Raw genomic sequence first — 25,829 nt, forward strand, 5'->3', positions numbered from 1 at the left:
GCCTTCCGGGGATGTCATGGAGCCATGAAGCCACGACTCCCGCTCCCACCGCCGTCGGCGCTGCTGCCGTCCTTCCGGGGCGCGCTGCACGACCGGCGTACCGCGACGGCGATCGGCCGGCTGCTGGGTCCGGCCATGCTCGTCTGCATGGTCACCGGTGTGCTGAGCCACTATCTCCAGCACCCGCCCGGCTGGCTGGCGGACGACCTGCCCGCCCGCCCCGCCTGGGGGTACCGGCTGAACCAGGGGCTGCACGTGGGGGTGGGCATCGCCGCGATCCCGCTGCTCTTCGGCAAGCTGTGGACCGTCTACCCGAAGCTGTTCGTGTGGCCCGCGCTCACGGGCGTACGGCATGCCCTGGAGCGGCTCTCGGTGGCGGTGCTCGTCGCGGGCGCCGTCTTCGAGCTGCTGACCGGGCTGCTCAACACGGTGCAGTGGTACCCGTGGCCGTTCAGCTTCGTCCCCGTCCACTTCGCGGTCGGCTGGCTCCTCACCGGCGCGCTGCTGCTGCATCTGGCCGTCAAGTGGCCGGACATCAAGGCGTACTGGTGGCAGCGCTCGGCCGCCACGCGCGCGTTGCCGCAGGAACCGGAGAACGCGCCCGACCGGCGCTCGCTGCTCACCGGGCTCGCGGTGGCGGTGGGCGCGGTCACCGTGACGACCGTGGGCCAGTCGTTCACCCCGCTCAAGGACCTCGACCTGCTGGCGCCGCGCCACCCCGACCACGGCCCGCTCGGTCTGCCCGTCAACCGCACGGCGGCCGCCGCGGGGACGACCCGGGTGGATCCGGCGGCCTGGCGGCTGACGGTGGCGGGGCCGCGCCCGTACGAGCTGACGCTCGACGAACTGGCCGCGCTGCCCCAGTACGAGGTGGAGCTGCCCATCGCGTGCGTCGAGGGGTGGAGCAAGAACGCGCACTGGACCGGCGTACGGATCAAGGACCTGACGGAACGCGCCGGGGCGCCCGGGGCCGCGCTGCGGGTCGTCTCGCTCGAACAGCACGGCGCGTACCGCGTGATGGACATGGGCCGCACCTACGCGCGCGACCCCCTCACCCTCCTCGCCCTGCGCCTCAACGGCCAGGTCCTCACCCCCGACCACGGCTATCCGGCCCGCATCATCGCCCCCAACCGCCCCGGGGTGCTCCAGACCAAGTGGGTCACGCGACTGGAGGTGCGGTGATGGCGGGCCGTTACGCGGTGGGCGCGCTCGGGCTGGCCCTGATGGGCCTCGGGGTGTCGCTGGTGTGGGCGCAGTCGCCGTGGGATGTCGCGGTGTGGCTGGTCGGTTCGATCGTGCTGCACGACGGCTTGGTCGCACCGCTGGTGCTGCTGGTGGGCGTCGGGGTCGCCCTGACCCGGCCGGGGGTGCGCGGCCCGGTCCGGGCGGCCCTGGTGACCGCGGGCTGCCTCACGGCGATCGCCCTCCCGGTCATCCTGCGCCCGGGCCCGTACAAGAACGCGACGGTACTGCCGCTGGATTACGTACGGAACTGGTTGGTGTCGCTGGGGGTGGTGGGCGTGGCGGCGGGCCTGACAGTGGCGGTCAAACGTGTACGAGCCGGGCGCCGCAGCCGCTCTTAGGGGCGCGGAGAACCACCCGCAGCCGAACACTGACCCGATAAGGGGCGCGGGGCTGTGACATTTGCGGCTCCGCCGCGTGGGCGCGACCAGCCCCACGGTCCGCAGCCGAACACCGCACCGCACCTACACCTACAGGGCTCGCGCAGCCCCCCGCATCGTCTCCGCCCCCTCCCACACCGTGAGGAACGCCAACCGCAGACACGCCGCGAGGGCCGGATGCTCGATGTACAGCGCGGTCGTCGCACCTGTCCCCGCCACCGGATCCGGCATGTCGCACAGCACCAGTGACGCGTCCGCGATCACCAGCTTGAGGGGGAGTTCCTCGGTGAAGCGCGCCTCCTCGCCCGCCTCGCCGAAGCGCGCGACGCTCTCCAGGACCTCCTCGTCGCGGAGCGCGTCGTACGTGTACAGCGCCCGCACCGTCCCACCGCCCCGCCGCAGCCGCCGCGCGGCCTTGAGACCCGGCAGGTTGGCGGCGGGCGCGACGAACGGCGGGCGGCAGAACGTGAGGAGCTCGCTGTCCGCCTGGTCCTGGATGTCCGCGAACCGCTCGGCGATCGTCTTCGGGTCGCGCAGCACCTCGATGTAGTCGAGCGGGTCGGTGTGCGAGCGCCCGGCCTCCCACAGCGGGAGCAGCGCCGCCGTGAGCCCCGTGGAGACGTGTTCCAGCCGCTCCAGGGCCTCTCTCTGACGGGCCATCAGGCGCGTCAGGGCGAGCTCCGGTGCCACCGCCCCGAACGTGGCCACCCGCCCCTGGTGCGCGACCGCCAGCTGCGCCCTGACCAGGCCGTCGAGCACGTCGTAGACGCGCTGGCGGGGCACCTCGGCCTCCCGTGCGACCTCGGCCGCCGTATAGGAGTCGCGCCGCACCAGCGCGAGGTACACACGCGCCTCATAGCGCGAAAGTCCAAGGGCGACCAGGTCGTTGACCGACTCCTGCTCCGGCTCCATGGTCGACCACGGTATACGCGATCAGTGCGGTGTGATCCAGCCGAACCCCCACAAGAATCTGGGAATCCTTGCCTTGCGCTTTGCCCTACCGGAGTTGTCGGCACCCGGCGGCTGTCCTACCTTCAACCGTGCCACCACTCAACAGGGTGGCACTTTCTCAGAGGCGATCTTGTCATGCACCCGCCATGCAGACCCAATGACGGTCGCCTTCCGCTCGCCCCTCATCCCGGCGAGCCGACCCCCCCCATGGAGGGCAGTTCCATGTACGCGAACAGATCCCCCCACGCGAAGAGATCCTCGTACGCGAAGAGACCCGTCGGTCTGGCGAAGCCCATCGGCAGAGCCGCCACCGCACTCGTGTCCCTGGTGGCGCTCGCCACCGGCGGACTGCTGGCCGCCGCCCCGTCCGTCTCCGCCTCCCCCTCGCACGACGCCGCCGTCCCCACCGAGCGGCTGTGCGCGCAGGCCACCCAGCCGGGCCGGATGTCCTGCCTGGCCCTGGCCCGTACGGATGTGAAGCACCGCCTCGGCGTCGTGCCGGACGCCGCACCCTCCGGCTACGGCCCCTCCGACCTGCAGAGCGCCTACGCCCTGCCGTCCGGCGGCTCCGGCGCCACCGTGGCCATCATCGACGCCTACGACGACCCCAACGCCGAGTCGGACCTGGCCACCTACCGTTCGCAGTACGGCCTGCCGGCCTGCACCACCGCCAACGGCTGCTTCAGGAAGGTCGACCAGAACGGCGGCACCAGCTACCCGACGCCCGACTCCGGCTGGGCCGGTGAGATCTCCCTCGACGTCGACATGGTCAGCGCGGTGTGCCCGTCCTGCCACATCCTGCTCGTCGAGGCGAACCAGCCCACCATGGAGGACCTGGGCGCGGCCGTGAACCGCGCGGTCACCATGGGCGCCAAGTACGTCTCCAACAGCTACGGCGGCGGCGAGGACTCCACCGACCCGTCCTCCGACTCCGCGTACTTCAACCACCCCGGCGTCGCCATCACCGTCTCCTCAGGAGACAGCGGCTACGGCGTCGAGTACCCGGCGGCCTCCCAGTACGTGACCTCGGTCGGCGGCACCTCGCTGAGCCGCGCGAGCAACGCGCGCGGCTGGTCCGAGTCGGTCTGGGGCAGCAGCTCCGGCGGCCAGGGCGCGGGCTCCGGCTGCTCCGCCTACGACCCGAAGCCCTCCTGGCAGAAGGACACCGGCTGCGCCAGGCGGACCGTCTCCGACGTCTCCGCGGTCGCCGACCCGGCCACCGGCCTCGCGGTGTACGACAGTTACCAGGCCGGCGGCTGGAACGTGTACGGCGGCACCAGCGCCTCCGCGCCGATCATCGCGGGCGTCTACGCCCTGGCGGGCACCCCGGCGGCGGGCAGCTACCCGGCCTCCTACCCGTACGCCCACGCCTCGTCGCTGTACGACGTGACGTCCGGCGCCAACGGCTCCTGCGGCACCTATCTGTGCAAGGCGGGCACCGGCTACGACGGCCCGACCGGCCTCGGCACCCCGAACGGCACCGCCGCGTTCACCGGCGGCACCGGCCAGGGCAACACCGTCACGGTGACCAACCCCGGCAACCAGAGCACCCAGGTCAACACGGCGGTCTCGCTCCAGATCAAGGCCACCGACTCGGACGCCGGGCAGAGCCTGACGTACAGCGCCACGGGTCTACCGGCGGGGCTGTCCATCAACTCCTCGACCGGTCTGATCTCCGGCACCCCGACGGCCGTGGGCACCTCCAGCGTGACCGTCACCGCGCGGGACACCACCGGGGCCACCGGCAGCACCTCGTTCAGCTGGACCGTCACCCAGACCGGCGGCTGCCAGCCCGCCCAGCTGCTCGGCAACCCCGGCTTCGAGACCGGCTCGGCCGCGCCCTGGTCGGCGACGGCCGGGGTCATCGACAACAGCGCCAGTGAGGCCGCGCACTCCGGCTCCTGGAAGGCCTGGCTGGACGGCTACGGGTCGACGCACACCGACTCGCTCTCCCAGACGGTGGCCATCCCGCAGGGCTGCCACGCCACGCTCACGTACTACCTGCACATCGACACCCGCGAGACGACCACCTCCACCGTCTACGACAAGCTGACGGTGACGGCCGGCTCGACCACCCTGGCCAGCTACTCCAACCTCAACAAGAACACCGGTTACGCGCTGAAGACGTTCGACCTGTCGTCGCTCGCCGGGTCGACGGTGACCCTCAAGTTCAACGGCACCGAGGACTCCAGCCTGCAGACGTCGTTCGTCGTCGACGACACGGCGCTGAACCTCAGCTGATCCCCCTAAGGTTGATCCCCCCCCACGGCTGATCCCCCCACGGTGAGACGGGCCGGGTCCGGACTCCTCCCCGGAGTCCGGGCCCGGCCCCCCGTTCACGTCCGGCGCAGTGCGACGAACGGGCGCCCGGCGGCCGTCCACCGCTCGGCCGCCCGCCAGCCGGTGGCGCGCGCGTACCGCAGCAGTGCGGCGGTGCCGAGCCGCGACCAGGGGAACCCGGCCCCGAAGGCGCCCCGGCCGTCGGCCACCCGCACCTCCACGCGCTCGTCCACGTCGAAGGGCGCCGCCTCCACGAGCAACTGCCCTTCAGGACAAACCAGTTGGGCCGCCCGTTCCAGCAGTGCGGCGGGGTCGCCGCCGATGCCGACGTTGCCGTCAAGGAGCAGCGCGGTGTGCCAGCGGCCCTCGCCGGGCAGCGGGTCGAAGACCGACCGGCACAGCGCGCTGCCGCCCGAGCGCTGGGTGCGGCGGACGGCCTCGGGGCTGACGTCGACGCCGAGCGCGGCCGTACCGAGCGCGGCGAGCCCCACCACCAGGCGCCCGGGCCCGCACCCGATGTCGAGCACCGCGCCCCGGCACCGCCGCAGCACGGTCAGATCGGCCGGGTCCGGCGCCGCGCACCAGCGCTCCACTTCGAGCGGCAGCAGCCACCCGTCCCGGCGGTGCAGGAACAGCGGCCCGCGCCCGCTGCGCAGGGCGGCGGTGTACGGATCGGCCCGCCAGGCGAGCGCGGCGGGCACGGTGGTCGTGGTCATCGCGCGACGCCCGCCTCGACCGAGCTGCCCCCACACATGGCGACGGCGCGCGCGAACCGGCCGTCCGGCGCGAGCGCCGCCACTTCGCGCACGTCGGCCGCGGTGTCGACGTCGCGCAGCGGTGGCAGTTCGCGCACGGTGAGCCCCGCCTCGACGAGCCGTCGCCGCTGGACCGCGCCCGTCTCGGGGACGGACATCGGCACCCCGCGCAGCAGCGCGGGATCGGGCGCGGTCAGTCCCAGCGACCAGAAGCCGCCGTCGGACGCCGGGCCGAACCACGCCTCGCCGGGCCCCCAGCCCGCCAGGGCCGGGGCCAGCAGGGCCGGGCCCACCTGCGGGGTGTCCATGCCGATGAGCAGGGCGGGGCCCGGATCGAGCGCGAAGGCCGCCGCGAGCCGTTCGTCCAGGCCGCCCGCGCCCTGCGGGACGACCTCGATGCCCGGCGGGAGCCATGGGCCGGGCGCCCCGTCGAGGACGAGGACCCGGCGCCGGGCCGGTGCGGCGAGCACCGCGTCAAGGGTGTCCGCGAGCGCCGCCTCGGCGATCCGCGCGGCCTGCTCGGGCGAGTACGGCGGGGTCAGCCGCGTCTTGACCCGGCCCGGCACCGGCGCCTTGGCGATCACCAGCAGGGCGACCGGCGCCGTCACCGCACACCCGCCGTCGTGGCGGGGAGCGGCGGCAGGGCGAGCACCGCGCGCATGTCCCGTACGGCCTGCCAGGTGCCCCGCCAGGTGCCGGTCACCTTCGACTTCCCGGTGCGCGGCAGATACGGCACGTCGTGCTCGCGCACCCGCCATCCGGCGTCCGCCGCGCGCACCACCATCTCCAGCGGGTAGCCGCTGCGCCGGTCCGCGACGCCGAGCGCGAGCAGCGGCGCGCGCCGGGCCGCCCGCAGCGGGCCCAGGTCGTGCAGGCGCAGCCCGGTGCGGCGGCGCAGCATCCCGGCCAGGGCCAGGTTCCCGGCCCGCGCGTGCGGCGGCCAGGCCCCGCGCGCGGTGGGCCTGCGCCGCCCCAGGACCAGGTCGGCGTCACCGGCGGCCACCTCCCGTACGAAGGGCGCCAGGAGCGAGGGGTCGAGCGAGCCGTCGCAGTCGCAGAAGCAGACGTACTCGGCCCGGGCCGCGAGCAGCCCGGCGTGGCAGGCCGCGCCGAAGCCGCGCCGGGCCTCGTGCACCACGGTCGCGCCGAGCGCGCGGGCGATCTCGGCGGAGCCGTCCGTCGAGCCGTTGTCGACGACGACGGCCCGCCAGCCCGCCGGGATCCTGGCCAGTACCCAGGGCAGCGCCTCGGCCTCGTCGAGGCAGGGCAGTACGACGTCCACCGTCGTGGGGATCGAGTCGGTCACGCCCCACACGGTACGAAGGCGCGGCGGACAAATCGGGACTTCGGGTTCTTACGAAACAGGGACATCGTTCCGGGTCCGCCGTTCGGGTGGCGACGCGGGGCCCCGCCGGATGCGACGCTGTGGCCATGCACAACGCCCAGTCCCGCATCCTCGTCGTCGACGACGACCCGACCGTGGCCGAGGTGGTCACCGGCTATCTCGAACGCGCCGGGTACGAGGTCGAGCACGTCGGCGACGGCCCCGCCGCCCTGCGCGCGGCCGGTGCGCGCAGGCCCGACCTCGTCGTCCTCGACCTGATGCTGCCGGGCATGGACGGCCTGGAGGTCTGCCGCACCCTGCGCAGCGCCGGTCCCGTACCGGTCATCATGCTCACCGCGCGCGGCGACGAGGACGACCGCGTCCTGGGCCTGGAGGTGGGTGCGGACGACTACGTCACCAAGCCGTTCAGTCCGCGCGAGCTGGTGCTGCGCGTCGACTCCGTGCTGCGCCGCAGCCGGGCCGCCGCCGCCCGGCCGGGCCCGCCGGTGGCCCGCGCGGGCATCGTCCTGGACCCGGCAGCCCGCCGGGCGGTCAAGCAGGGCGCCGAACTCGCCCTGACCCTGCGGGAGTTCGACCTCCTTGCCTATCTGATGAGCCACCCGGGCGAGGCCGTCACCCGCGAGCGGCTGATGCGCGAGGTATGGGGCTGGGAGTTCGGCGACCTGTCCACCGTCACCGTCCATGTACGGCGACTGCGCGGCAAGGTCGAGGACGACCCCGCCAAGCCCCGGCTCATCCAGACGGTGTGGGGCGTCGGCTACCGCTTCGAGGCGGACGCGGACGACGCGCCGCAGGGCGCGGCCCTCGCCGCGGAGGAGGGCCGGCCGTGAAGGACGTCCTGCTCATAGCCGTGTACGCGTTCCTGGGCGCCGCCGCCGCGGGCCTGCTCGGGGCGCTCGCGCTGCGCCTGCTGCGCCACCGCTCGGTCACCGCCTCGCTCGCCGTGGTGGCCGCCGTCGCGGTCAGCGCGATGCTCGCCGGGACGCTCGCCGTGGCCTGGGAGATGTTCCTGTCCTCGCACGACCTGAAGGTCGTCACCCTGGTCATCGCGATGGCCGCGGCCGTCTCGCTCGCCACCGCGCTCCTCCTGGGCCGTCGGGTCGTCGCCAGCAGCCACCAGCTCGCCCTGGCCGCCCGCTCGTTCGGCGACGGCGGCAGCTTCGCCGCGCCCGAGGGACCGGCCACCGCCGAACTCGCCGCGCTCAGCCGCGAGCTGGCCGCCACCAGCGCCAGACTCTCCGCCTCCCGCGAGCGCGAACGCGCCCTGGAGACCTCCCGCCGCGAGCTCGTCGCCTGGATCTCGCACGATCTGCGCACCCCGCTCGCGGGGCTGCGCGCGATGGCCGAGGCCTTGGAGGACGGCATGGCCAAGGACCCCGAGCGCTATTTCCGGCAGATCCGCACCGAGGTGGAGCGCCTCGACGGCATGGTGGGCGACCTCTTCGAACTCTCCCGCATCCACGCGGGCGCCCTCGCCCTCAACCCGGCCCGGATGTCCGTGCACGACCTGGTCGGGGACGCGCTGGCGGGCGCCGACCCGCTCGCCCGCGAGCACGGCGTACGGCTGGTGGGCGAGCGCGTCGAGCCGGTCCCGGTCGAGGTGGACGGCAAGGAGATGACCCGGGTCCTGGCCAACCTGCTGGTCAACGCGATCCGGCACACCCCGGCCGACGGCACGGTCGCGGTCGCGGCCGAGGCGCGCGCGGAGTCGGTGGTGCTCTCGGTGACGGACGGCTGCGGCGGCATCCCCGACGACGATCTGACCCGTGTCTTCGACACCGGCTGGCGCGGCACCGAGGCGCGCACCCCGCCGGGCGGCGCGGGCCTGGGCCTGGCGATCGTGCGGGGCATCGTCGAGGCGCACGCGGGCAGCGCCGCCGTCCACAACGTGCACGGCGGCTGCCGCTTCGAACTGATCCTCCCCGCGGCCCGTTCCTGACAAAGTGTCAGCCGACGGCCGGGCGCAGCTCGGCCCGCGCGAACTCCGCCATCCCCTCCGCGAACCCCACCGCCGGCCGCCACCCGAGCTGCTCGCGCAGCCGCGCCGAGTCGGCCGTGATGTGGCGGACGTCCCCGAGCCGGTACTCGCCGGTCACCACCGGCGCGGGCCCGCCGTACGCCGCCGCCAGCGCCTCGGCCATCTCGCCCACCGTGTGCGGGGTCCCGCTGCCGGTGTTGTACGCGGTGAGGGTCCCGGGCGGGCGCTCGCCCAGGGCCTCCAGGGCCACCGCGTTCGCCTGGGCCACATCGCGTACGTGGACGAAGTCCCGGCGCTGGCGGCCGTCCTCGAAGACCCGGGGCGCCTCGCCGCGGGCCAGCGCCGAGCGGAAGAAGGAGGCGACCCCCGCGTACGGGGTGTCGCGCGGCATCCCCGGCCCGTACACGTTGTGGTAGCGCAGCGACACCGCACGCCCGCCGGTGGCGCGCGCCCAGGTGGCCGCCAGGTGCTCCTGGGCCAGCTTGGTGGTGGCGTACACGTTGCGCGGGTCGGCGGGCGCGTCCTCGCCGACCAGGCCCGGCGTCAGCTCCGCGCCGCAGCGCGGGCACAGCGGCTCGAAGCGCCCGGCCGCCAGCTCCTCGTACGGCCGGGGCCCGGGGCGTACGGGGCCGTGGCGCGGGCACTCGTAGTGCCCCTCCCCGTACACCACCATCGACCCGGCGAGCACCAGGTCGCGCTGCCCCCGCTCGGCCATCGCGGCGAGCAGCACCGCCGTGCCGAGGTCGTTGCACGCCACGTAGTCGGGCGCGTCGGAGAAGTCCGTGCCGAGGCCGACCATCGCGGCCTGGTGGCAGACGGCGTCCACGCCGCGCAGCGCCCGGGCGACCGCCTCCGGGTCGCGGACGTCGTCGCCGGACCGGACCGCGCGGTCGAGGACGACTGGTTCATGGCCCCGGGCGGAGAGGGCCGTGACGATCTGCGAGCCGATGAAGCCCGCGCCTCCCGTGACAAGTACACGCATAGGGGCGACGCTACGGAGACGGAGCCGGATATACCGCGCTCCACCCCGCACCGTCACCACCTCGTAAGGAGTCCGGTCATGCCCGTTGAGCCGCTGTCGCAGAAGGACATCGAGGACCGCCTGCGCGAACTGCCGGGCTGGTCGCTCCCGGACGGCGAGGAGCGCCTCGCCCGCACCTACCAGCTGGCCTCGCACTTCGCGGCGACCGCGATGGTCATCCACATCGCGCAGATCCAGGACGAGCTGAACCACCACTCGGACCTGACGCTCGGCTACAACACGGTGGCGCTCACGGTGAACAGCCACGACGCGGGCGGCCGGGTCACCGAGAAGGACTTCGAACTCGCCCACCGCGTCGAGGCGATCGCCCCCGGCCACGGCGCGGGCTGAGAGCCTGTTTTCGAACCCCCGTCTTCGCCCCGACGCCCGGCACGGCTCTGACCTCCCGGGGCGCGCGGGCCCCGGGAGGCGCCGGGGTCACGCGTCGAGCGCCGCCACGTCCAGGTCGGCCAGCCGCTCCAGGTCGGCGAGGATGTTGATCTCCACGATGCGGTCGTCCCGGACGGTGAAGCCCAGCACCGCCATCGTCCGGCCCTCCGGGGCGTTGACCACGCCCATGGCGCCGTTGACCAGCGCCGGACGGGCGAATCTGGCGTACTGGGCGAAGGACAGCGCGTTCTGGACCACGGCGTGGGCGCCGAGCACCGTCTTGGACGGGGTGAGCGAGCCCGGCCCGTAGTCGGCCCGGAGCACGATGTCCGGGTCGAGGGTGGCGAGCAGGCCCTCGAAGTCGCCGCCGCGCGCCGCCGCGAGGAACGCGTCGACGACCTTGCGCTGCCGGTTCAGGTCCGGGTCGGGAACGGCCCGGCCCTGCACCCGGCGGCGGGCCCGGCTGGCCAGCTGGCGGGTCGCCGCCGGGGCGCGGTCCACGATCGGCGCGATCTCCTCGAACGGCACCCCGAACATGTCGTGCAGCACGAACGCCAGCCGCTCCGCCGGGGCCAGTGTGTCGAGCACGACGAGCAGGGCGAGCCCGACCGAGTCGGTGAGCAGCGCCTCGTGCTCGGGGTCCACCCGGTCCGGGCGGTCCACGATCGGATCGGGCACGTGGACGTCGAGCGGATCCTCTCGCCGGGCCTGGCGCGAGCGCAGCATGTCGAGGCAGACCCGCGAGACGACCGTGGTGAGCCAGCCGCTCAGGTTCTCCACGCCCTCGCTGGAGCTGGCCGCCCGCAGCCAGGCCTCCTGGACGGCGTCCTCCGCCTCGCTCAGCGAGCCGAGCATCCGGTAGGCGACCGCCCGCAGGCGCGGGCGGTTCTCCTCGAAACGCTCCGCCAGGGATTCGTTCTCGTCCATCGGTTCAGCTTCCTTCGTCGCGGCGTGTCGTCAATGCGGTGACAGACGAAAACCTAGTCCGAAGGAATGCCGACTACCCGACGGCAGGCCCCGATTGCGGTAATCGGACGCTCACGGAGGGCGTGGTGTTGGTCACGGCAGGTTTCGGTCACCTGGCCGGAGATCAACGATCGAGGCGGTCGGGCGGGCCCGGCGGGCCCACCCGGCCCGGTGCTCAGCCCTGCCAGTCGCCGGCCGCCGCCGCGTCCCGGGCGAAGTCCGCGAACGCCTTGGGCTCTCGGCCCAGGACGCGCTTGACGCCGTCCGTGGTCGAGGAGTTGTGCCCGTCGAGCAGCGTCGTGAACAGCTCCGCGAGCCACCGCGCCTCGCCCTGCGGGAGCCCGTACCGCTCCAGCAGCCCGGCGTACTCGGCGCCGGACATCGGCACGTACCGCACCGGGCGCCCGGTCGCGGCCGACAGCGCCGCGGCGACGTCGGCGAGGGTCAGCAGCTGAGGGCCCGTCAACTCGTGGATCAGGCCCGTGTGCCCGTCCTCGGTGAGGGCCTTGACCACGACGTCGGCGAGGTCGTCGGCGTCCACCCACGGCTCGGCCGTGTCGCCCGCCGGGAACGGTATCTCCCCCGCGAGCACGCCCTCCGTCATCGCGCCCTCGCTGAAGTTCTGGGCGAAGAACGCGGCGCGTACGACCGTGAGGTCCGCGCCCGACTCGCGCAGGGCGTCCTCGGCCAGGACCGCCGCCGGTTCGCCGCGCCCGGAGAGCAGCACCAGGCGCCGCACACCGTGCCGGCCGGCGAGCTCGCCGAAGGTCCGCATCGCCTCGACCGCGCCGGGTGCCGCGAGGTCCGGGAAGTAGGTCACATAGGCGGCGTCGGCGCCCGCGAGGGCCGGGCCCCAGGTCGACTCGTCGGCCCAGTCGAAGCGCACCTCGCCGCTGCGCGACCCGGAGCGGACCGGCACCCCGAGCGCGGTGAGCCGCTCGACGACCCGGTGCCCGGTCTTGCCGGTGCCGCTGGTCACGAGCACGGTGTCCGGCGTGGTGGAGGTGGTCTGATGCGTGTTCAGCTCTGTGTTCGTCATGCGTCCAGCTTCGTGGGCGCCGCCCCGACTCTCCATGCGCCAGGGGCTCATGCGCATACGTCTGCGTCCACGGGCCCGCCACTCGCCCCGATCGGGCTCCGACTAGGCTCGCGGCCATGGACGCACTCGCCGGACTGCTCGACGGACCGCGCGCCCGAGGGGCGTTTCTGCTGCGGATGGTCATGGAGCCGCCGTGGTCCGTACGGATCGAGGACCGGGCGCCCATCTGCCTGATGTCGATGACCCACGGCGAGGCGTGGATCGTCCCCGAGTCGGGGCCGCCGGTGCTCGCCCGCCCCGGTGACATCGTCGTCGCGCGCGGCCCCGACCCGTACACCGTCGCCCACGCGCCCGACGCCGAGCCGTTCGCGCGGATCGGGCCGGGCGGGGTGTGCACCACGCTGCGCGGCGAGCCGCTGGCGCAGTCCATGGAGCTGGGCGTACGGACCTGGGGCAACGCCGCCGACGGCTCGGCCACCATGCTCGTCGGCACGTATCTGATGGAGGGCGAGATCAGCGGGCGGCTGCTCGATGCGCTGCCGCCGCTGCTCGTGCTCACCGCCGAGGAGTGGAACTGCTCGGTGATGCCGTTGCTCGACGAGGAGATCTCCCGGGACGAGCCCGGCCAGAGCGTCGTCCTGGACCGGCTGCTGGACCTGCTCCTGATCGCGGTACTGCGGGCCTGGTTCAACCGGCCGGGCGCCGACGCGCCCGCCTGGTACCGGGCGATGGGGGACCCGGTGGTGGGGGTCGCGCTGCGGCTGCTCCAGAACGATCCCGCGCACCCGTGGACCGTCGCCGCGCTCGCCGCGAAGTGCGGGGTCTCGCGGGCCGGTCTGGCCCGGCGGTTCGGGGAGCTGGTCGGGGAGCCGCCGATGGCGTATCTCACCGGCTGGCGGCTCGCGCTCGCGGCGGACCTGCTGCGCGAGGGCGACGCCACGGTCGAGGCGATCGCGCGGCAGGTGGGGTACGGGGGCGCGTTCGCGCTGAGCGCCGCGTTCAAGCGGGTACGCGGGGTCAGTCCACAGGAACACCGGATGAATTGCCGAAACGGCAAAGGGATTCCCGGCTTCGAGGAGGCCGGGGGCAGGGTGGAGCCATGAGCGACTCACACGGCCACGAGGGCCGGAATGGGCAGGAGAGCCAGCACGCAGGCCGCCGGGGTCACCCCCATGGCCACGGTCACGGTCACGGCCACGGCGAGGGCTGGGCCGACTTCGACTGGGAGGCCCTGCTCCCGCTCCTGGTGGGCGAGGCCGAACTGTTCTCGGGGGCGTACGGGGAGGCCGCGGCCTGGATCGGCGGGCAGCGGCCGGACGCCGAGGTGCGCCGGATCCTCGACATCGGCAGCGGCCCGGGGGTGGTGACCTGTCTGCTCGCCCAGGCCTTCCCGCAGGCCGAGGTCGTCGCCGTCGACGGCAACCGGGCGCTGCTCGGCCACGCGCTGGCCCGTGCGGAGCGCCTCGGCCTGGCGGACCGGGTCCGTACGATCGAGGCGGAACTCCCGGCCGACTTCGGCAAGTTGGGCGAGGCGGATCTGATCTGGGCGGGCAACTCGCTGCACCACCTGGGCGACCAGCGGGCCGCGCTCGCGGGGTTCGCGGGCCTGCTGCGGCCGGGCGGCACGGTGGCCCTCGCCGAGGGCGGGCTGCCCACGCGCCGGCTGCCGCGCGACATCGGCATGGGACAGCCCGGCCTGGAGGCCAGGATCGACGTGCTGGTGGACGAGCGGTTCGCCCGGATGCGGGCGGAGCTGCCGGATGCCAAGGAGGAGACCGAGGACTGGGCGGCGCTGCTCACGTCCGCGGGCCTGACGTCCCCGGCCACCCGCACCTTCCTCGTCGACTTCCCGGCGCCGCTGGACCCGGCGGTGCGGGAGCAGGTGGTGTCGGCGTTCACCCGGCACCTGGAGACGGTGGGGGAGGGGCTGTCACCGGAGGACCGGGCGGTCCTGGGGCGCCTGCTCGACCCGGCCGACGAGGCGGGTCTGGCGCTGCGGCCGGATGTGTTCCTGCTGGCGGCGAGGACCGTTCATACGGCGCGGCGGGCGAATTGAGGGGCCCGGGGTTCGTCTGCGGGTGAGTGGGGGGTTGCTCGCGCAGTTCCCCGCGCCCCTGAGATGCGCCCCTGCGGGGCGCCCCCAGGGGATTGCCGCGTCAGCGGCATTTAAGGGGCGCGGGGAACTGCGCGCTCAGCCCATCACCGGGTCGCAGACGAAGGCCGGGCAGGCAAGGGGCGTCAGAAGTCGAAGTCGTCCGGGTCCGGCCCCAGCCGCTTCGCCTCGTCCAGCGCGGCGATCGCCGCGATGTCCTCCGTGTCGAGCTCGAAGCCGAACACGTCGAAGTTCTCGGCGATGCGCGACGGCGTCACCGACTTCGGGATGGCGATGGTGCCGAGCTGGAGGTGCCAGCGCAGCACGATCTGCGCCGGGGTCTTCGCGTACTTCTGCGCGATCGCGACGATCGTCGGGACCTCCAGGAGGCCCTTGCCCTGGCCCAGCGGCGACCAGGCCTCGGTCGCGATGCCGTGCTCGGCGTGGAAGGCGCGCAGCTCGGGCTGGGCGAGCTGCGGGTGGAGCTCGACCTGGTTGACCGCCGGGACCACGCCCGACTCGTCGATGATCCGGCGCAGCTGCGGCTCCTTGAAGTTGGAGACGCCGATCGCCTTGGCGCGGCCGCTCTCGGCGAGCTCGCCGAACGCCTTCCAGATCGTCACGTAGTCGTCGCGCATCGCGCGCGGCCAGTGGATCAGATACAGGTCGACGTAGTCGAGGCCCAGCTTCGACAGGGAGGCGTCGAACTCGCGCAGGACGCCGTCGCGCGTCCACGTCTCGCTCGCGTTGTTCCACAGCTTCGTGGTGACGAACAGCTCCTCGCGAGCCACTCCGGACGCCGCGATCGCCTTGCCGGTGCCCACTTCGTTCTCGTAGATCGCGGCCGTGTCGATCGACCGGTATCCGGTCTCGATCGCGGTCGTGACCGCCTGCGCGGCCTCGTCGTCCGGCACCTGCCAGACACCGTAACCGAGCTGCGGCATCTCGACGCCGTTGTTGAGGGTGATGGAGGGGACCTTGCTCACGAGCGGTCGATCCTTACGTCGTCGGTTTCGTACTCAGAGCGTCAACGATCAAGCGGACACAACCATTCCCGACGATTCCGGCGGCGACAACCCGAGGGTGATCGTGGCCTGATTTCTGCGCTACAGATCCGACCTTCTCGGTTCAGACCATTGACCGCGCACCAACAAGACGCGACTCTATGGCACATAACTGAACGCGGTACATCCTTGTGAACGCCGCGTCCGGTCCTGCCCCTGCATATGCCGTGCAGAGTTCACTCCTGAACCCCACCTCCCAGGAAGATCTGGAAAGGCAGGTACGACCCCATGAACGACAGCAAGGAAACATCGGAGGAAACGCCCGTCTGGGTGACTCCGGACTATGTGGTCGTCGAGACCGCGCTGGAAGTCACCGCCTACGCCCTCACCGACCGGTAGACCCACCGCCATGCTGCTCCAGGTGCTGGGCACCTCGGCGGGCGGCGGACTGCCCCAGTGGAACTGCGCGTGCCCCGGCTGTGGCGGGGCACGCGCCCACCCGCACCGGCGCCGCCGCCACGCGTCACTGGCCGTCAGGGTCGCCGACCACCGCTGGTACGTCGTCAACGCGGGCCCCGACCTCACCGACCAGATCGAGGCCGCCCCCGCCCTCCACCCCGGCCCGGGCCTGCGGGACACCCCCGTCGCCGGTGTCGTCCTCACGGACGCCGAGCTCGACCACACCCTCGGCATCGCCCGGCTCCGCGAGGCCCGCGCCGGAGTCGAGATATGGGTGGCCCCGCCCGTACGGCACGCACTGCTGAACGGACTGCGCCTCGGGGATGTCCTCGGGCCCTACACCCCCTGGAATGGCGGGAGTTGGGGCCGGACCCGCGCCCCCTCGGTGACGCCCTCGAAGTGAGTGCCCTGCCCATCTCGGCCAAACGGCCGCGTTACGCGCACGGACTGCCCCCACTGCCCGGAGCCCGTGACGACCTCTCCTGGGTCGTCGCCCTGCTCCTCCACGAACCTTCCACCGGCGCCCGCGCCGTCTACGCCCCCGCCCTCGCCGCCTGGCCCGACGCCCTGGGCAAGGCCGTCGAGGACGCCGACTGCGTCCTGGTCGACGGCACCTTCTGGGACGACGACGACCCCGTACGCACCGGAATCTCACCCCGCACCGCCACCGCCATGGGCCACCTGCCCATCGACGGGCCCGACGGCACCGCCCACCGGCTCACCGGTATGCGCGGCCGGTGCCTCTACACCCACCTCAACAACACCAACCCCCTCACGGACCCCAACGCGGCCGAGCACACCCGGCTCGCCGCACTGGGGCTCGAAGTCGCCGCCGAGCGGATGGTGATCGAAGTATGAGCTCCCCTGGAAAACTCGTCGCGGACGCTCAAGTGCCTTGGACTGAGGACGAGTTGGAGTCACGCCTGCGCGCCGTCTCCGACGCGCGCTACCACGACCGGCACCCCTTCAACGTACGGATGCACAAGGGTGACCTGCGCCCCGGTGAACTGCGGCGGTGGATCGTCAACCGCTTCCACTACCAGCGGTACATCCCCGTCAAGGACGCCCACATCCTCGCGAAGCTCGACACACCCGCTCTGCGGCGTACATGGCTGCGGCGCATCCAGGACCACGACGGCGTACGCGACGGTGAGGGCGGCATCGAGCGCTGGCTGCGGCTGGGGGAGGCGGCCGGGATCGACCGGGAACGGCTCACCTCGGGCGCCGAGGTGTTTCCCGGCGTGCGGCTCGCGGTCGACGGATACGTCAACTTCTGCCGGGTGCGACCGCTCCTCGACGCCGTCGCCGCCTCGCTCACCGAGCTCTCCGCACCGGGGCTGATGCGCACCCGCATCGAGGCGTTCGAGCAGCACTATCCGTGGATCGAGGCGGACGGGCTCGCCTACTTCCGCACCCGGATCGAGCAGGGCGGCCGCGACGGCGGCGAGGCGCTCGCCCTCGTCAAGGCCTGGGCGCGCACCCGTGAGCAGCAGGAACGGGCCGTCGCCGCGCTCGCCTTCAAGTGCGACGTCCTGTGGTCGCTGCTCGACGCGGTGGAGCGCGGCGGGCCCGACGCGTCCGGGGGTGCGTCATGAGCCCCTGGCGGCCGGCGCTCTCCCGGTCCGTGCTGCTGCGCCACGACCGGGTGCGCGGCGCCGATCTGCTGGTGCTGCCCGAGCGCGTCGTCGTGCTGCGCGGCCCCGCCGGGCACATCGTGCGGCTGTGCGACGGCCGCCGTGATGTACGGGAAATCGTCGACGAGCTCGGCGTGCGTTTTCCGGGCGCGCCGGTCGCCGACGAAGTCCCGTTGTTCCTCGGCAGGTTGCGTGACGAGGGGTGGCTGAGATGACCGTGGACCCGCCCTGGGCGCTGCTCGCCGAACTCACCCACGGCTGCCCGCTGCGCTGCGCGTACTGCTCGAATCCGGTGGAGCTGGTACGCCAAAGCCGCGAGCTGGACACCGACGGCTGGCGGCATGTCATGGCCCAGGCGGGCGAGTTGGGCGTCGTCCACACCCACCTCTCCGGCGGCGAACCGCTGCTGCGCCGCGACCTGCCCGAGATCGTCGCCGCCGCCGACGCGGCCGGGATCTACACCCAGCTCGTCACCAGCGGGATCGGACTGGACGCGGAGCGCCTGAGCGTGCTGGTGCGCGCCGGACTGCGGGCCGTGCAGCTGTCGGTACAGCACGCCGACGCGCGGGCCTCGGAACGCATCGCGGGCCGTCGCCGCTCCTTCGCCGCGAAGGAGGCGGCCGCCGCCCTGGTGCGGGGGGCGGAGCTGCCGCTCGGGCTCAACGTGGTGCTGCACCGTGACAACCTGGACGGCCTGGACGCGATCGTCGAGCTGGGGCTCGGCTGGGGCGTCGACCGCATCGAGCTGGCCAACGCCCAGTTCTACGGGTGGGCCCTGCTCAACCGGGACCACCTGCTGCCCGAGCGCGCCCAGTTGGAGCGCGCGCGGGAGGCGGTGGAGCGCTGGAGGGAGCGGCTCGCCGGGCGCGTCGAGCTCGTCTGGGTCGTCCCCGACTACTTCGACGGCACCGCGAAACCCTGTATGGGCGGCTGGGGCGCCGTCTCGCTCACCGTGGCACCCGACGGCAGCGTGCTGCCCTGCCCGGCCGCCGCGTCGCTGCCGGGCCTCGACCCGCCGAACGTCCGGGACCGGCCGCTGGAGTGGATCTGGCGCGAGTCCCCGGCGTTCAACGCCTACCGGGGCACCGCCTGGATGCCCGACCCCTGCCGCGGCTGCGAGCTGCGCGCCACCGACTTCGGCGGCTGCCGCTGCCAGGCGTACGCGCTGACCGGCGACCCGGCCCGCACCGACCCGGCCTGCCACCGCGCCCCCGACCACCACCTCGTCGCGGAGTTCACGGCCCGCCGCACCCCCGACCCGGCGCGGCCCCTGCCCGTACCCCGTTCGTTCCGGTCGTCCCCCCAGCCGTCCCCATGAGGTGACCATGAAGAGAACCCGCGGCCGCGGCCGCGCGCACCCCACCCCACCTCCCGCTCCCCACGCCTCCAGCCGTATCTCCCGCCGGGCTCCCCGCCTGCTCACGGCCGTGCTGGCCGCCGCGCTCGCGGCGGGCGGGATCGGCGCCGCCACCGGGCCCGCCACGGCCGCCCGGCACCGGGCGGTCCAACGGTCCGACATCCGGGCCACGGACTGGTCGGTCGCCCTGACCAAGTCGACGACGGCCCGCTTCACCCCGTCGTCGATCGGCGGCTGGTCGTACCCGGTCGGGCTGTACCTCTTCGGCCAGTACCAGGTCCACCAGCGCACCCACGACCCCAAGCTGCTCTCCTACATCAAGAGTTACGTCGACCGGTTCGTGGACAGTTCGGGCAGGATCGGCCAGAGCTTCAACAACCTCGACAGCATGCAGGCGGGCCGACTGCTCGTGATCCTCCACCACGAGACCGGGCAGGACCGCTACCGGATCGCCGCCAAGAAGATCCGCGACCGGCTGACCACCTACCCGCGCACCGCCGACGGCGGCTTCTGGCACGCCGACAGCAGCAGCCGCGCCCACCAGCTGTGGGCCGACGGGGTGTACATGGTCAACCCGTTCCTGGTCGAGTACGGCAAGGAGTTCGGCGACTCCGCGTACGCCAACGACGAGGCGGCCCGGCAACTCGCCGTATACGGGCGCCATTTGCAGGTCGCCAACGGCCTGCTCAAGCACGCGTACGACGAGTCGCGCACCGCGAGCTGGGCCGACAAGTCCACCGGGCTCGCCCCAGAGCACTGGTGCCGCGCCATCGGCTGGTACTCGATGGCGATCGTCGGTGTGCTGGACGCGCTCCCCGCCGGGCACCCCCGGCGCGCCGAGCTCCTCACGTATCTGCGCAACCTCGCGGGCGGTCTTGAGCGCTACCAGGACCCGAAGACCGGCCGCTGGTTCCAGATCGTCGACAAGGGAGCCAAGTCCGACAACTGGACGGAGACGTCCTGCTCCAGCATGTTCACCTACGCGCTGGACCGCGCGGCCCGCCAGGGCTACATCGACCCGCACTACGAGGCGGTCGCCCAGCGCGGCTACCGGGGTGTCCTCGACCGGATCTCGCTCGGCGCGGACGGCCGGACCAACCTCACCGACATCTCCGTTGGCACCAACGTCGGTGACTACGCCTACTACGTCGCACGCACCCGGGCCACCAACGACTTCCACGGCCTCGGCGCCTTCCTGATCATGAACGAGCAACTGGAGGAGGACAGGTGAAGAGATGCTCCGCGCTGCTCGGCCTCGTCGTGGCCGCGTTGCTCGTACTCGTCCAGCCCACCGCCCTCGCGGCACCTTCGCAGTCTGTCGCCCAACCAGCGGCGCCCGCAGCCGAGTTCAACGTCAAGAGCTACGGCGCCAAGGGGGACGGGTCCGCCAACGACAGTCCGGCCGTCGACAGGGCGATCACGGCGGCCAACGCCGCCGGCGGCGGCACCGTGCGGTTCCCGTCGGGCACCTACAAGTCGCAGAACACCCTCCATCTGAAGTCCGACGTCACCCTGCAACTCGACGCCGGGGCCACGCTCAAGGGGTCGGGCGCCGGCAAGTACGACCCGCCCGAGTCCAACCCGTACGACAAGTACCAGGACTACGGCCACAGCCACTTCCACAACGCCATGATCTACGGTGACCGGCTCACCAACATCGGCTTCACCGGCTCCGGGGTCATCGACGGCGGCGGCAACCTCATCACCGGCAACCCCAAGTCCGGTCAGGCCGACAAGATCATCTCGCTGACGCGGTGCGACGGGCTGACCCTGGGCGGCGGGCTCACCCTGCGGCGCGGCGGCCACTTCGCCGCCCTCATCAACGGCTGCTCGCACGTCGCCTCCGACCGGCTGCGCATCGACACGGCGAGCGACCGGGACGGCTGGAACATCATCAGCACCACCCATGTGGCGATCACCCACGCCGACATCGCCGCCAACGACGACGCCCTGGTCTTCAAGAGCGACTACGCGCTGGGCGCCAAGCTGCCCAACGGCCATGTCACCGTCCAGGACAGCAAGTTGTCCGCGAAGTGCTGCAACGCGCTGATGTTCGGCTCGGAGACCTGCGGCGACTTCACCGACTACCAGTTCCGGGCGATCACCATCAACGGCGCCGACAAGTCGGGCCTGGGCATGGTGTCGATGGACGGCGCCGACATCAGCGACGTCCACTACCGCGACATCACCATGACCCACGTGCACTCACCGATCATGCTGAAGACCGGCACCCGCAAACGCTGCGGCAACAACCCCGGCGTGGGACACATCGGCAACGTCACGTACGACAACGTCACGGCGACCGGCAGCAGCCCCTCCTTCAGCCCGACGCTGTGGGGCGAGTCCGGTGCGAACCACATCAACGGGGTGACGTTCACCCACGTCGATCTCACCGTCCCCGGCGGCAACGGCACCATGTCGACCGGGGTGCCGAGCAACAGCTCCACGGACTACAACCCGAACAGCATCGGCACCCGCCCCGCCTACGGCTGGTATCTGCACAACGCCGACAACGTCTCCTTCACCGACAGCTCGGTGCGGTTCGCCGCCGACGACGGGCGCCCCGCGGTCATCGCCAACGGCGGCGGCCCGGTGCGGTTCACCCGGTTCACCGCGCAGCGCGGCAGCTCCAGCCCGCACGACCTGGGCTTCCAGAACATCACCGGCTACTGCGTCACCGACAGCGCCAACACCTCCGGCGGCGCCCTGCGCGTCGCCCACTCCGGCTCCAGCTCCTCGTGCACCCCCCTCACACCCCGGTACGGGACCAACCCGCGCCAGGACTTCCTGCGCGCCTCGACCTCCGGGCTCTTCCTGCACTGGGGCGAGCGGACCGCGCCCGCGCACACCAGCTGCTCGGCCTGGGAGTCCGATGTCACCGGCGGCGGCTGGACGCCCGACTACTGGGTGAGCGAGGCACAGAAGCTGCACGCGCAGTACCTCGTCCTCGCCAGCTTCCACAGCCGGCTGGGCTACGCCCGCCCCTGGCCGTCGAAGATCCCCGGCAGCTGCTCGACCAAGCGGGACTTCCTGGGCGAGCTGATCGCGGCCGCCAAGGCCAAGGGCCTGAAGACCATCCTCTATATGACCGACGACCCCCAGTGGCACAGTGAGGGCGGCCATGAGTGGCTGGACTCCGGCGCCTACTCCTCGTACAAGGGCAGCCATGTCGACCTGACCACCCGCGACGGGTTCGGGCAGTTCAGCTACGACAACTTCTTCGAGGTCATGGACCGCTACCCCGACCTCGGCGGCTTCTGGATCGACAACGACAACGCCTACTGGGAGAGCCACCACCTGTACGAGCAGATCCAGCAGAAACGCCCCTCCTTCACGCTCAGCAACAACAACGAAGACACGCCGGTCATGGATATGATCAGCAACGAGCAGAAGACCGGGATGAGCCCCGCCTACGACTATCCGCAGGCGCTCTACACCGCGCAGCCGCGGCTCACCGAGGCCGACTTCAAACTGCCGTCCACCGGCGCCTGGTGGTACGACGGATCGAATCCGGGCGTCGACAAGAAGCTCACCCTGGGACGGCTCGTCACCAACGCCGGGTCGTCGGTGAAAGCCCTCATGGCAGAAACGGCCCAGGTGAACGGGAAGTTCCCGGCCAACCAGGCTTCCTTCAACGACTTCGCCAACGGCTATCTGGGCCCCATCTGGGAGTCGCTGCACGGCGTCGAGGGTGGCGGATACCTGTACGGCGGGCTCAAGCCCGGGTTCTGGAACGACGGCGCCCACGGCGTCACCACGATCAGCAGGACCGACCCCGACCGGCAGTACGTCCACGTCATCACCCCGCCCAGCACTTCGGTCCTCAAGCTGCGCGACAACGGCTACCGGGTTTCCGCAGTGACCAACCTCCGCACCGGCGCGGCGATTTCGTACAGCCAGTCCGGCGGCACGCTCACCCTCAGCGGCCTGGGCGGCTGGGACCCGTACGACACCGTCTTCAAGGTCACCACGGCCGGGCGCACCGGGATCATCCCCGCAGACACCTACACCATGACCGCCAGCGCCTCGGCGAGCGGACACGGGGCCGCGGCCGCGGCGGACGGCAGCTATCTGACGTACTGGGACAGCGGCAAGACCCTCCCGGTGCGGCTCGACTACGACCTCGGCTCGGCCAGGAAGATCCAGTACCTGGGCGTCAACCAGCGTGAGGACTCGGTGAGTTACGCGAGGTCCGACACCGAGCAGTCGGCGCGCATCAAGGGCTACAAGGTGTACGTCAGCGCGGACGGGAGCACCTGGGGGAGCCCGGTGAAGTCCGGCACGCTCCCCAGCGCGCGGGGCGTCGCGATCATCGACCTCCCGGCGACCACGACCCGCCATGTGCGCCTCGAAGTGACCAGCACCTACGCGGCCTCCTCCGACAGCGCCCGCTACAAGCGTCTGCGGATCGACGAGACGTGGCTGGGCTCGGCGTACGCGGCACCCGGATCGCGAGCCCCGGAAGCCGGTTCCGGGCGGGGCTGATCCCGGGCGCTCCCACCCCAAAACCCCCAACATGCCTGCCACAAGCGGAAGTTGGGACTACGCGAGGCATTGACATCAGGCGCTTCAGGCACTGCTATGCAGTGATGGTTAGGAAGCTTTCCTAACTCGTCTTTCCTGACGCACCTTTCCCCCCTCGAAAGGACCGACCCCCCATGCACGTTGCCGCTCCCCGACGCCGCGCCGCCGCGGTCGCCGCCGGCCTCGGCTGTCTCGTCCTGCCCCTGGTGGCGTCCGGGCCCAAGGCCGTCGCCTCCGCGCCGCTCGCCGCGGGCACCATGGCCGCCGCCCCCTACGAGTATCTGGGCTGGGGCAACCCGCAGAAGCCCACCGACGTCATGGCCGCCACCGGCGTCAAGTGGTTCACCCTCGCCTTCGTCCTCTCCGACGGCGGCTGCAACCCGAAGTGGGACGGGTCGCGGGCGCTCACCGGCGGCTCGGACCAGTCCGCGATCAACGCCATCCGGGGTGCGGGCGGCGACGTCGTCGTCTCCGTCGGCGGCTGGAGCGGCAACAAGCTCGGCGAGAAGTGCTCCAGCGCCTCCGCGCTGGCCGGTGCCTACCAGAAGGTGATCAACGCGTACCACCTGAAGGCGCTGGACATCGACATCGAGAACACCGAGTTCTCCAACGCGACCGTACGCAAGCGGGTCGTCGACGCACTGAAGATCGTGAAGACGAACAACCCCGGGATCGTCACCTACGTGACCATGGGGACCACGCCCGGCGGGCCGGACGCCGACGGCAAGGACCTCATCAAGAAGGGCGCCGCGGCCGGGCTCGCCAACGACGGCTGGGTGATCATGCCGTTCGACTTCGGCGGCCACAGCGGCTCCATGGGCTCGGCGACCGTGAGCGCCCTGGAAGGACTGAAGTCCGCGGTGAAGAGCGCGTACGGCTACGGCGACGACGCCGCGTACCGGCACATCGGTGTGTCGTCCATGAACGGCAGGACCGACGAGGCCGGTGAGACCGTCACCACCGGCGACTTCCGGACCATCCTCGGCTACGCCAAGCAGCACCACATCGCGCGGTACTCCTTCTGGTCGGTCAACCGGGACCGCCAGTGCGGCTCGGGCGGCAGTGGCGACGCGTGCAGCGGGGTCTCCCAGGCGCCCTACGCCTTCACCAAGATCGTCGTCCAGTACACGGGCTGAGGGAGTGACGATGACACAGCAGCAGTCCACAGGGCCGCGCGGTCGCGTGGCGGGTGTCCTCATCGCCGCCGTGGGCCTCCTGGGCACCGCGCTCGCGACCACGCCGGCGGCCGCCGCGGCCGGTCCGGCAGTCCCGTTCGGCAGCCACCAATTCCCGTACGCCGCAGGCACGTTGAAACCGAGCGGTACCCAGGCGGCGGTCGACCAGCAGGTCGTCACCACCTACAAGGCGTGGAAGTCCGCGTTCGTGAAGCACAACTGCGGCAACGGCTGGTACCAGGTGCTCTCGCCGGACGCCGACCACCCCTATGTGGCCGAGGGGCAGGGGTACGGGATGGTCGTCACCGCATTGATGGCGGGGGCGGATCCCGACGCGAAGAAGATCTTCGACGGTCTGGTCAAGTACACCCTGGCCCACCCCTCGGTGAACAACTCCGCTCTGCTCGCCGCCGAGCAGGACTCCTCCTGCAAGAGCGTCGACGGCTCCGACTCGGCCACCGACGGCGACCTCGACGTGGCGTACGGACTGCTGCTCGCCGACAGGCAGTGGGGGAGCACCGGTACGTACGACTACAAGCAGCTGGCGGTGAAGCACATAGCCGGCATCAAGAAGAGCGAGGTCAATGCCACCACCCACCTGATGCTGCTCGGCGACTGGTCCGGGTCCGGCGAGTCGCACCACTGGATCACCCGCTCCTCGGACTGGCTGATCGACCACTTCCGGGCGTTCCGCACCGCGACCGGCGACGGCGCCTGGGACACCATCCGCGCCGCCCACCAGAACCTCATCACCTCGCAGCAGTCCAAGTACGCCGCTGCCACCGGGCTGCTGGCCGACTTCGTCGTCAACACCGACGGAACGCCCAAGCCCGCCCCGGGCAAGGTGCTCGAAAGCTCCCACGACGGCGACTTCGGCTGGAACGCCTGCCGCGACCCATGGCGGATCGCCACGGACGCGGTGACCAGCGGGGACGCCGCCTCGCTCGCCTCCGCGCGCAAGCTCAACGGCTGGATCAAGGCCAGGACCGGCGGCGACCCGAACAAGATCGGCACGGGCTACCACCTCAACGGCTCGGCCTACGAGAGCGGCAAGGACATGGCGTTCACCGCCCCGTTCGCCGTCGCGGCGCTCACCGACCCCGGCTCGCAGACCTGGCTCGACGCGCTCTGGGGCAAGCTCGCCGCCACCCCGGTGGACCCGAAGCTCTACTACGGCGCCAGCGTCCAGCTCCAGTCGATGATCGTCGCATCCGGCAACTACTGGGTGCCATAAAGG

25 protein-coding genes and 1 pseudogene are annotated in these 25,829 nt (G+C 72.1%); 18 read left to right on the plus strand and 8 right to left on the minus strand.

Annotation, left to right across the window (positions count from 1 at the left end):
* Positions 1 to 24 precede the first annotated feature (24 nt).
* Positions 25 to 1,182 carry a molybdopterin-dependent oxidoreductase gene (locus BX283_RS31985; protein ID WP_101390911.1) on the plus strand — a complete coding sequence of 386 codons (1,158 nt, stop codon included), beginning with the start codon at positions 25 to 27 and terminating at the stop codon, positions 1,180 to 1,182.
* The gene (locus BX283_RS31990) at positions 1,182 to 1,583 is read left to right on the plus strand and encodes a hypothetical protein (RefSeq protein WP_101390912.1); all 402 of its coding nucleotides are present in this window, start codon (positions 1,182 to 1,184) and stop codon (positions 1,581 to 1,583) included. The genes BX283_RS31985 and BX283_RS31990 overlap by 1 nt, the downstream gene beginning before the upstream one ends.
* Positions 1,584 to 1,712: 129 nt before the next feature.
* Here BX283_RS31990 and BX283_RS31995 read toward each other — a convergent pair whose 3' ends face one another.
* Positions 1,713 to 2,534 (minus strand): TrmB family transcriptional regulator, encoded by an 822-nt coding sequence (locus BX283_RS31995; protein WP_101390913.1) that lies wholly within the window; start codon positions 2,532 to 2,534, stop codon positions 1,713 to 1,715.
* A gap of 261 nt (positions 2,535 to 2,795) precedes the next feature.
* On the opposite strand from BX283_RS31995, the gene BX283_RS32000 reads away from it, so the two are divergent.
* Positions 2,796 to 4,814 (plus strand): putative Ig domain-containing protein, encoded by a 2,019-nt coding sequence (locus BX283_RS32000; RefSeq protein WP_101390914.1) that lies wholly within the window; start codon positions 2,796 to 2,798, stop codon positions 4,812 to 4,814.
* 95 nt (positions 4,815 to 4,909) lie between these two features.
* Here BX283_RS32000 and BX283_RS40800 read toward each other — a convergent pair whose 3' ends face one another.
* From BX283_RS40800 to BX283_RS32015, 3 genes are read right to left on the minus strand one after another with little or no spacing between them, the layout of a single operon-like run.
* Positions 4,910 to 5,569: a bifunctional 2-polyprenyl-6-hydroxyphenol methylase/3-demethylubiquinol 3-O-methyltransferase UbiG gene (locus BX283_RS40800; protein WP_101390915.1), complete on the minus strand. Its 660-nt coding sequence runs from the start codon at positions 5,567 to 5,569 to the stop codon at positions 4,910 to 4,912.
* The gene (locus BX283_RS40805) at positions 5,566 to 6,216 is read right to left on the minus strand and encodes a DUF2064 domain-containing protein (protein ID WP_257583995.1); all 651 of its coding nucleotides are present in this window, start codon (positions 6,214 to 6,216) and stop codon (positions 5,566 to 5,568) included. Before BX283_RS40805 ends, BX283_RS40800 begins: the two co-directional genes overlap by 4 nt.
* Complete coding sequence (locus BX283_RS32015; RefSeq protein ID WP_101390916.1) at positions 6,213 to 6,923, minus strand: glycosyltransferase family 2 protein; 711 nt, start codon at positions 6,921 to 6,923, stop codon at positions 6,213 to 6,215. The genes BX283_RS40805 and BX283_RS32015 overlap by 4 nt, the downstream gene beginning before the upstream one ends.
* A 116-nt stretch (positions 6,924 to 7,039) precedes the next feature.
* On the opposite strand from BX283_RS32015, the gene BX283_RS32020 reads away from it, so the two are divergent.
* Together BX283_RS32020 and BX283_RS32025 are read left to right on the plus strand one after the other, a co-directional pair.
* Complete coding sequence (locus BX283_RS32020; protein ID WP_101392696.1) at positions 7,040 to 7,783, plus strand: response regulator transcription factor; 744 nt, start codon at positions 7,040 to 7,042, stop codon at positions 7,781 to 7,783.
* Positions 7,780 to 8,892, plus strand: coding sequence for a sensor histidine kinase KdpD (locus tag BX283_RS32025; protein WP_101390917.1), 1,113 nt, complete (start codon positions 7,780 to 7,782; stop codon positions 8,890 to 8,892). Before BX283_RS32020 ends, BX283_RS32025 begins: the two co-directional genes overlap by 4 nt.
* 7 nt (positions 8,893 to 8,899) lie before the next feature.
* Here BX283_RS32025 and BX283_RS32030 read toward each other — a convergent pair whose 3' ends face one another.
* Positions 8,900 to 9,913 (minus strand): NAD(P)-dependent oxidoreductase, encoded by a 1,014-nt coding sequence (locus BX283_RS32030; protein WP_101390918.1) that lies wholly within the window; start codon positions 9,911 to 9,913, stop codon positions 8,900 to 8,902.
* Between the two features lie 78 nt (positions 9,914 to 9,991).
* Between BX283_RS32030 and BX283_RS32035 the strand changes: the two genes are divergently transcribed.
* The gene (locus BX283_RS32035) at positions 9,992 to 10,303 is read left to right on the plus strand and encodes a 4a-hydroxytetrahydrobiopterin dehydratase (RefSeq protein ID WP_101390919.1); all 312 of its coding nucleotides are present in this window, start codon (positions 9,992 to 9,994) and stop codon (positions 10,301 to 10,303) included.
* Positions 10,304 to 10,390: 87 nt separating this feature from the next.
* On the opposite strand, the gene BX283_RS32040 is transcribed toward BX283_RS32035, so the two are convergent.
* Both BX283_RS32040 and BX283_RS32045 read right to left on the minus strand, forming a co-directional pair.
* Positions 10,391 to 11,269: a sigma-70 family RNA polymerase sigma factor gene (locus BX283_RS32040; protein ID WP_101390920.1), complete on the minus strand. Its 879-nt coding sequence runs from the start codon at positions 11,267 to 11,269 to the stop codon at positions 10,391 to 10,393.
* A gap of 214 nt (positions 11,270 to 11,483) precedes the next feature.
* The gene (locus BX283_RS32045) at positions 11,484 to 12,347 is read right to left on the minus strand and encodes an NmrA family NAD(P)-binding protein (protein WP_101390921.1); all 864 of its coding nucleotides are present in this window, start codon (positions 12,345 to 12,347) and stop codon (positions 11,484 to 11,486) included.
* Positions 12,348 to 12,463: 116 nt separating this feature from the next.
* Between BX283_RS32045 and BX283_RS32050 the strand changes: the two genes are divergently transcribed.
* Complete coding sequence (locus BX283_RS32050; protein WP_101390922.1) at positions 12,464 to 13,450, plus strand: AraC family transcriptional regulator; 987 nt, start codon at positions 12,464 to 12,466, stop codon at positions 13,448 to 13,450.
* Positions 13,447 to 14,403 (plus strand): trans-aconitate 2-methyltransferase, encoded by a 957-nt coding sequence (locus BX283_RS32055; protein ID WP_101390923.1) that lies wholly within the window; start codon positions 13,447 to 13,449, stop codon positions 14,401 to 14,403. The genes BX283_RS32050 and BX283_RS32055 overlap by 4 nt, the downstream gene beginning before the upstream one ends.
* A 182-nt stretch (positions 14,404 to 14,585) precedes the next feature.
* On the opposite strand, the gene BX283_RS32060 is transcribed toward BX283_RS32055, so the two are convergent.
* Positions 14,586 to 15,425 carry an aldo/keto reductase gene (locus BX283_RS32060; RefSeq protein ID WP_101390924.1) on the minus strand — a complete coding sequence of 280 codons (840 nt, stop codon included), beginning with the start codon at positions 15,423 to 15,425 and terminating at the stop codon, positions 14,586 to 14,588.
* A gap of 306 nt (positions 15,426 to 15,731) precedes the next feature.
* Between BX283_RS32060 and pqqA the strand changes: the two genes are divergently transcribed.
* From pqqA to BX283_RS32105, 10 genes and pseudogenes are all read left to right on the plus strand, one after another.
* Positions 15,732 to 15,842 carry a pyrroloquinoline quinone precursor peptide PqqA gene (gene pqqA / locus BX283_RS32065; protein WP_101390925.1) on the plus strand — a complete coding sequence of 37 codons (111 nt, stop codon included), beginning with the start codon at positions 15,732 to 15,734 and terminating at the stop codon, positions 15,840 to 15,842.
* Positions 15,843 to 15,852: 10 nt separating this feature from the next.
* A pseudogene (locus BX283_RS41790) lies at positions 15,853 to 16,116 on the plus strand (pyrroloquinoline quinone biosynthesis protein PqqB); the annotation flags it as partial.
* A 56-nt stretch (positions 16,117 to 16,172) separates the two neighbouring features.
* Positions 16,173 to 16,760, plus strand: coding sequence for an MBL fold metallo-hydrolase (locus tag BX283_RS41795; RefSeq protein ID WP_257583997.1), 588 nt, complete (start codon positions 16,173 to 16,175; stop codon positions 16,758 to 16,760).
* 32 nt (positions 16,761 to 16,792) lie between these two features.
* Positions 16,793 to 17,497, plus strand: a complete 705-nt coding sequence (pqqC, locus tag BX283_RS32075) for a pyrroloquinoline-quinone synthase PqqC (protein WP_257583998.1) — start codon at positions 16,793 to 16,795, stop codon at positions 17,495 to 17,497.
* Positions 17,494 to 17,751, plus strand: coding sequence for a pyrroloquinoline quinone biosynthesis peptide chaperone PqqD (pqqD, locus tag BX283_RS32080; RefSeq protein WP_101390927.1), 258 nt, complete (start codon positions 17,494 to 17,496; stop codon positions 17,749 to 17,751). The genes pqqC and pqqD overlap by 4 nt, the downstream gene beginning before the upstream one ends.
* Entirely contained in the window at positions 17,748 to 18,854 is a 1,107-nt protein-coding gene (gene pqqE, locus BX283_RS32085) for a pyrroloquinoline quinone biosynthesis protein PqqE (RefSeq protein ID WP_101390928.1), read from the plus strand. The genes pqqD and pqqE overlap by 4 nt, the downstream gene beginning before the upstream one ends.
* Positions 18,855 to 18,861: 7 nt before the next feature.
* Positions 18,862 to 20,124 carry a glycoside hydrolase family 105 protein gene (locus tag BX283_RS32090; RefSeq protein WP_257583999.1) on the plus strand — a complete coding sequence of 421 codons (1,263 nt, stop codon included), beginning with the start codon at positions 18,862 to 18,864 and terminating at the stop codon, positions 20,122 to 20,124.
* A complete protein-coding gene (locus BX283_RS32095) occupies positions 20,121 to 23,378 on the plus strand; it encodes a glycosyl hydrolase family 28 protein (RefSeq protein WP_101390929.1) in 3,258 nt (1,085 codons plus the stop codon). The genes BX283_RS32090 and BX283_RS32095 overlap by 4 nt, the downstream gene beginning before the upstream one ends.
* A 173-nt stretch (positions 23,379 to 23,551) precedes the next feature.
* The gene (locus tag BX283_RS32100) at positions 23,552 to 24,553 is read left to right on the plus strand and encodes a chitinase (protein WP_101390930.1); all 1,002 of its coding nucleotides are present in this window, start codon (positions 23,552 to 23,554) and stop codon (positions 24,551 to 24,553) included.
* Between the two features lie 10 nt (positions 24,554 to 24,563).
* On the plus strand, positions 24,564 to 25,826 hold the full coding sequence (locus BX283_RS32105; protein ID WP_101390931.1) for a glycosyl hydrolase family 8: 1,263 nt from the start codon (positions 24,564 to 24,566) through the stop codon (positions 25,824 to 25,826).
* The last annotated feature ends 3 nt before the right edge of the window (positions 25,827 to 25,829 follow it).

The organism is Streptomyces sp. TLI_146 (assembly GCF_002846415.1).
Lineage (GTDB): Bacteria > Actinomycetota > Actinomycetes > Streptomycetales > Streptomycetaceae > Streptomyces.

Bases quoted from the DNA above. Each gene is read 5' to 3' on its own strand.
- BX283_RS31985 (WP_101390911.1), top strand. From the start codon at position 25: ATGAAGCCACGACTCCCGCTCCCACCGCCGTCGGCGCTGCTGCCGTCC.
- BX283_RS31990 (WP_101390912.1), top strand. From the start codon at position 1,182: ATGGCGGGCCGTTACGCGGTGGGCGCGCTCGGGCTGGCCCTGATGGGC.
- BX283_RS31995 (WP_101390913.1), bottom strand. From the start codon at position 2,534: ATGGAGCCGGAGCAGGAGTCGGTCAACGACCTGGTCGCCCTTGGACTT.
- BX283_RS32000 (WP_101390914.1), top strand. From the start codon at position 2,796: ATGTACGCGAACAGATCCCCCCACGCGAAGAGATCCTCGTACGCGAAG.
- BX283_RS40800 (WP_101390915.1), bottom strand. From the start codon at position 5,569: ATGACCACGACCACCGTGCCCGCCGCGCTCGCCTGGCGGGCCGATCCG.
- BX283_RS32020 (WP_101392696.1), top strand. From the start codon at position 7,040: ATGCACAACGCCCAGTCCCGCATCCTCGTCGTCGACGACGACCCGACC.
- BX283_RS32030 (WP_101390918.1), bottom strand. From the start codon at position 9,913: ATGCGTGTACTTGTCACGGGAGGCGCGGGCTTCATCGGCTCGCAGATC.
- BX283_RS32035 (WP_101390919.1), top strand. From the start codon at position 9,992: ATGCCCGTTGAGCCGCTGTCGCAGAAGGACATCGAGGACCGCCTGCGC.
- BX283_RS32040 (WP_101390920.1), bottom strand. From the start codon at position 11,269: ATGGACGAGAACGAATCCCTGGCGGAGCGTTTCGAGGAGAACCGCCCG.
- BX283_RS32045 (WP_101390921.1), bottom strand. From the start codon at position 12,347: ATGACGAACACAGAGCTGAACACGCATCAGACCACCTCCACCACGCCG.
- BX283_RS32050 (WP_101390922.1), top strand. From the start codon at position 12,464: ATGGACGCACTCGCCGGACTGCTCGACGGACCGCGCGCCCGAGGGGCG.
- BX283_RS32055 (WP_101390923.1), top strand. From the start codon at position 13,447: ATGAGCGACTCACACGGCCACGAGGGCCGGAATGGGCAGGAGAGCCAG.
- pqqA (WP_101390925.1), top strand. From the start codon at position 15,732: ATGAACGACAGCAAGGAAACATCGGAGGAAACGCCCGTCTGGGTGACT.
- BX283_RS41795 (WP_257583997.1), top strand. From the start codon at position 16,173: ATGGGTGGCCCCGCCCGTACGGCACGCACTGCTGAACGGACTGCGCCT.
- pqqD (WP_101390927.1), top strand. From the start codon at position 17,494: ATGAGCCCCTGGCGGCCGGCGCTCTCCCGGTCCGTGCTGCTGCGCCAC.
- pqqE (WP_101390928.1), top strand. From the start codon at position 17,748: ATGACCGTGGACCCGCCCTGGGCGCTGCTCGCCGAACTCACCCACGGC.
- BX283_RS32090 (WP_257583999.1), top strand. From the start codon at position 18,862: ATGAAGAGAACCCGCGGCCGCGGCCGCGCGCACCCCACCCCACCTCCC.
- BX283_RS32100 (WP_101390930.1), top strand. From the start codon at position 23,552: ATGCACGTTGCCGCTCCCCGACGCCGCGCCGCCGCGGTCGCCGCCGGC.
- BX283_RS32105 (WP_101390931.1), top strand. From the start codon at position 24,564: ATGACACAGCAGCAGTCCACAGGGCCGCGCGGTCGCGTGGCGGGTGTC.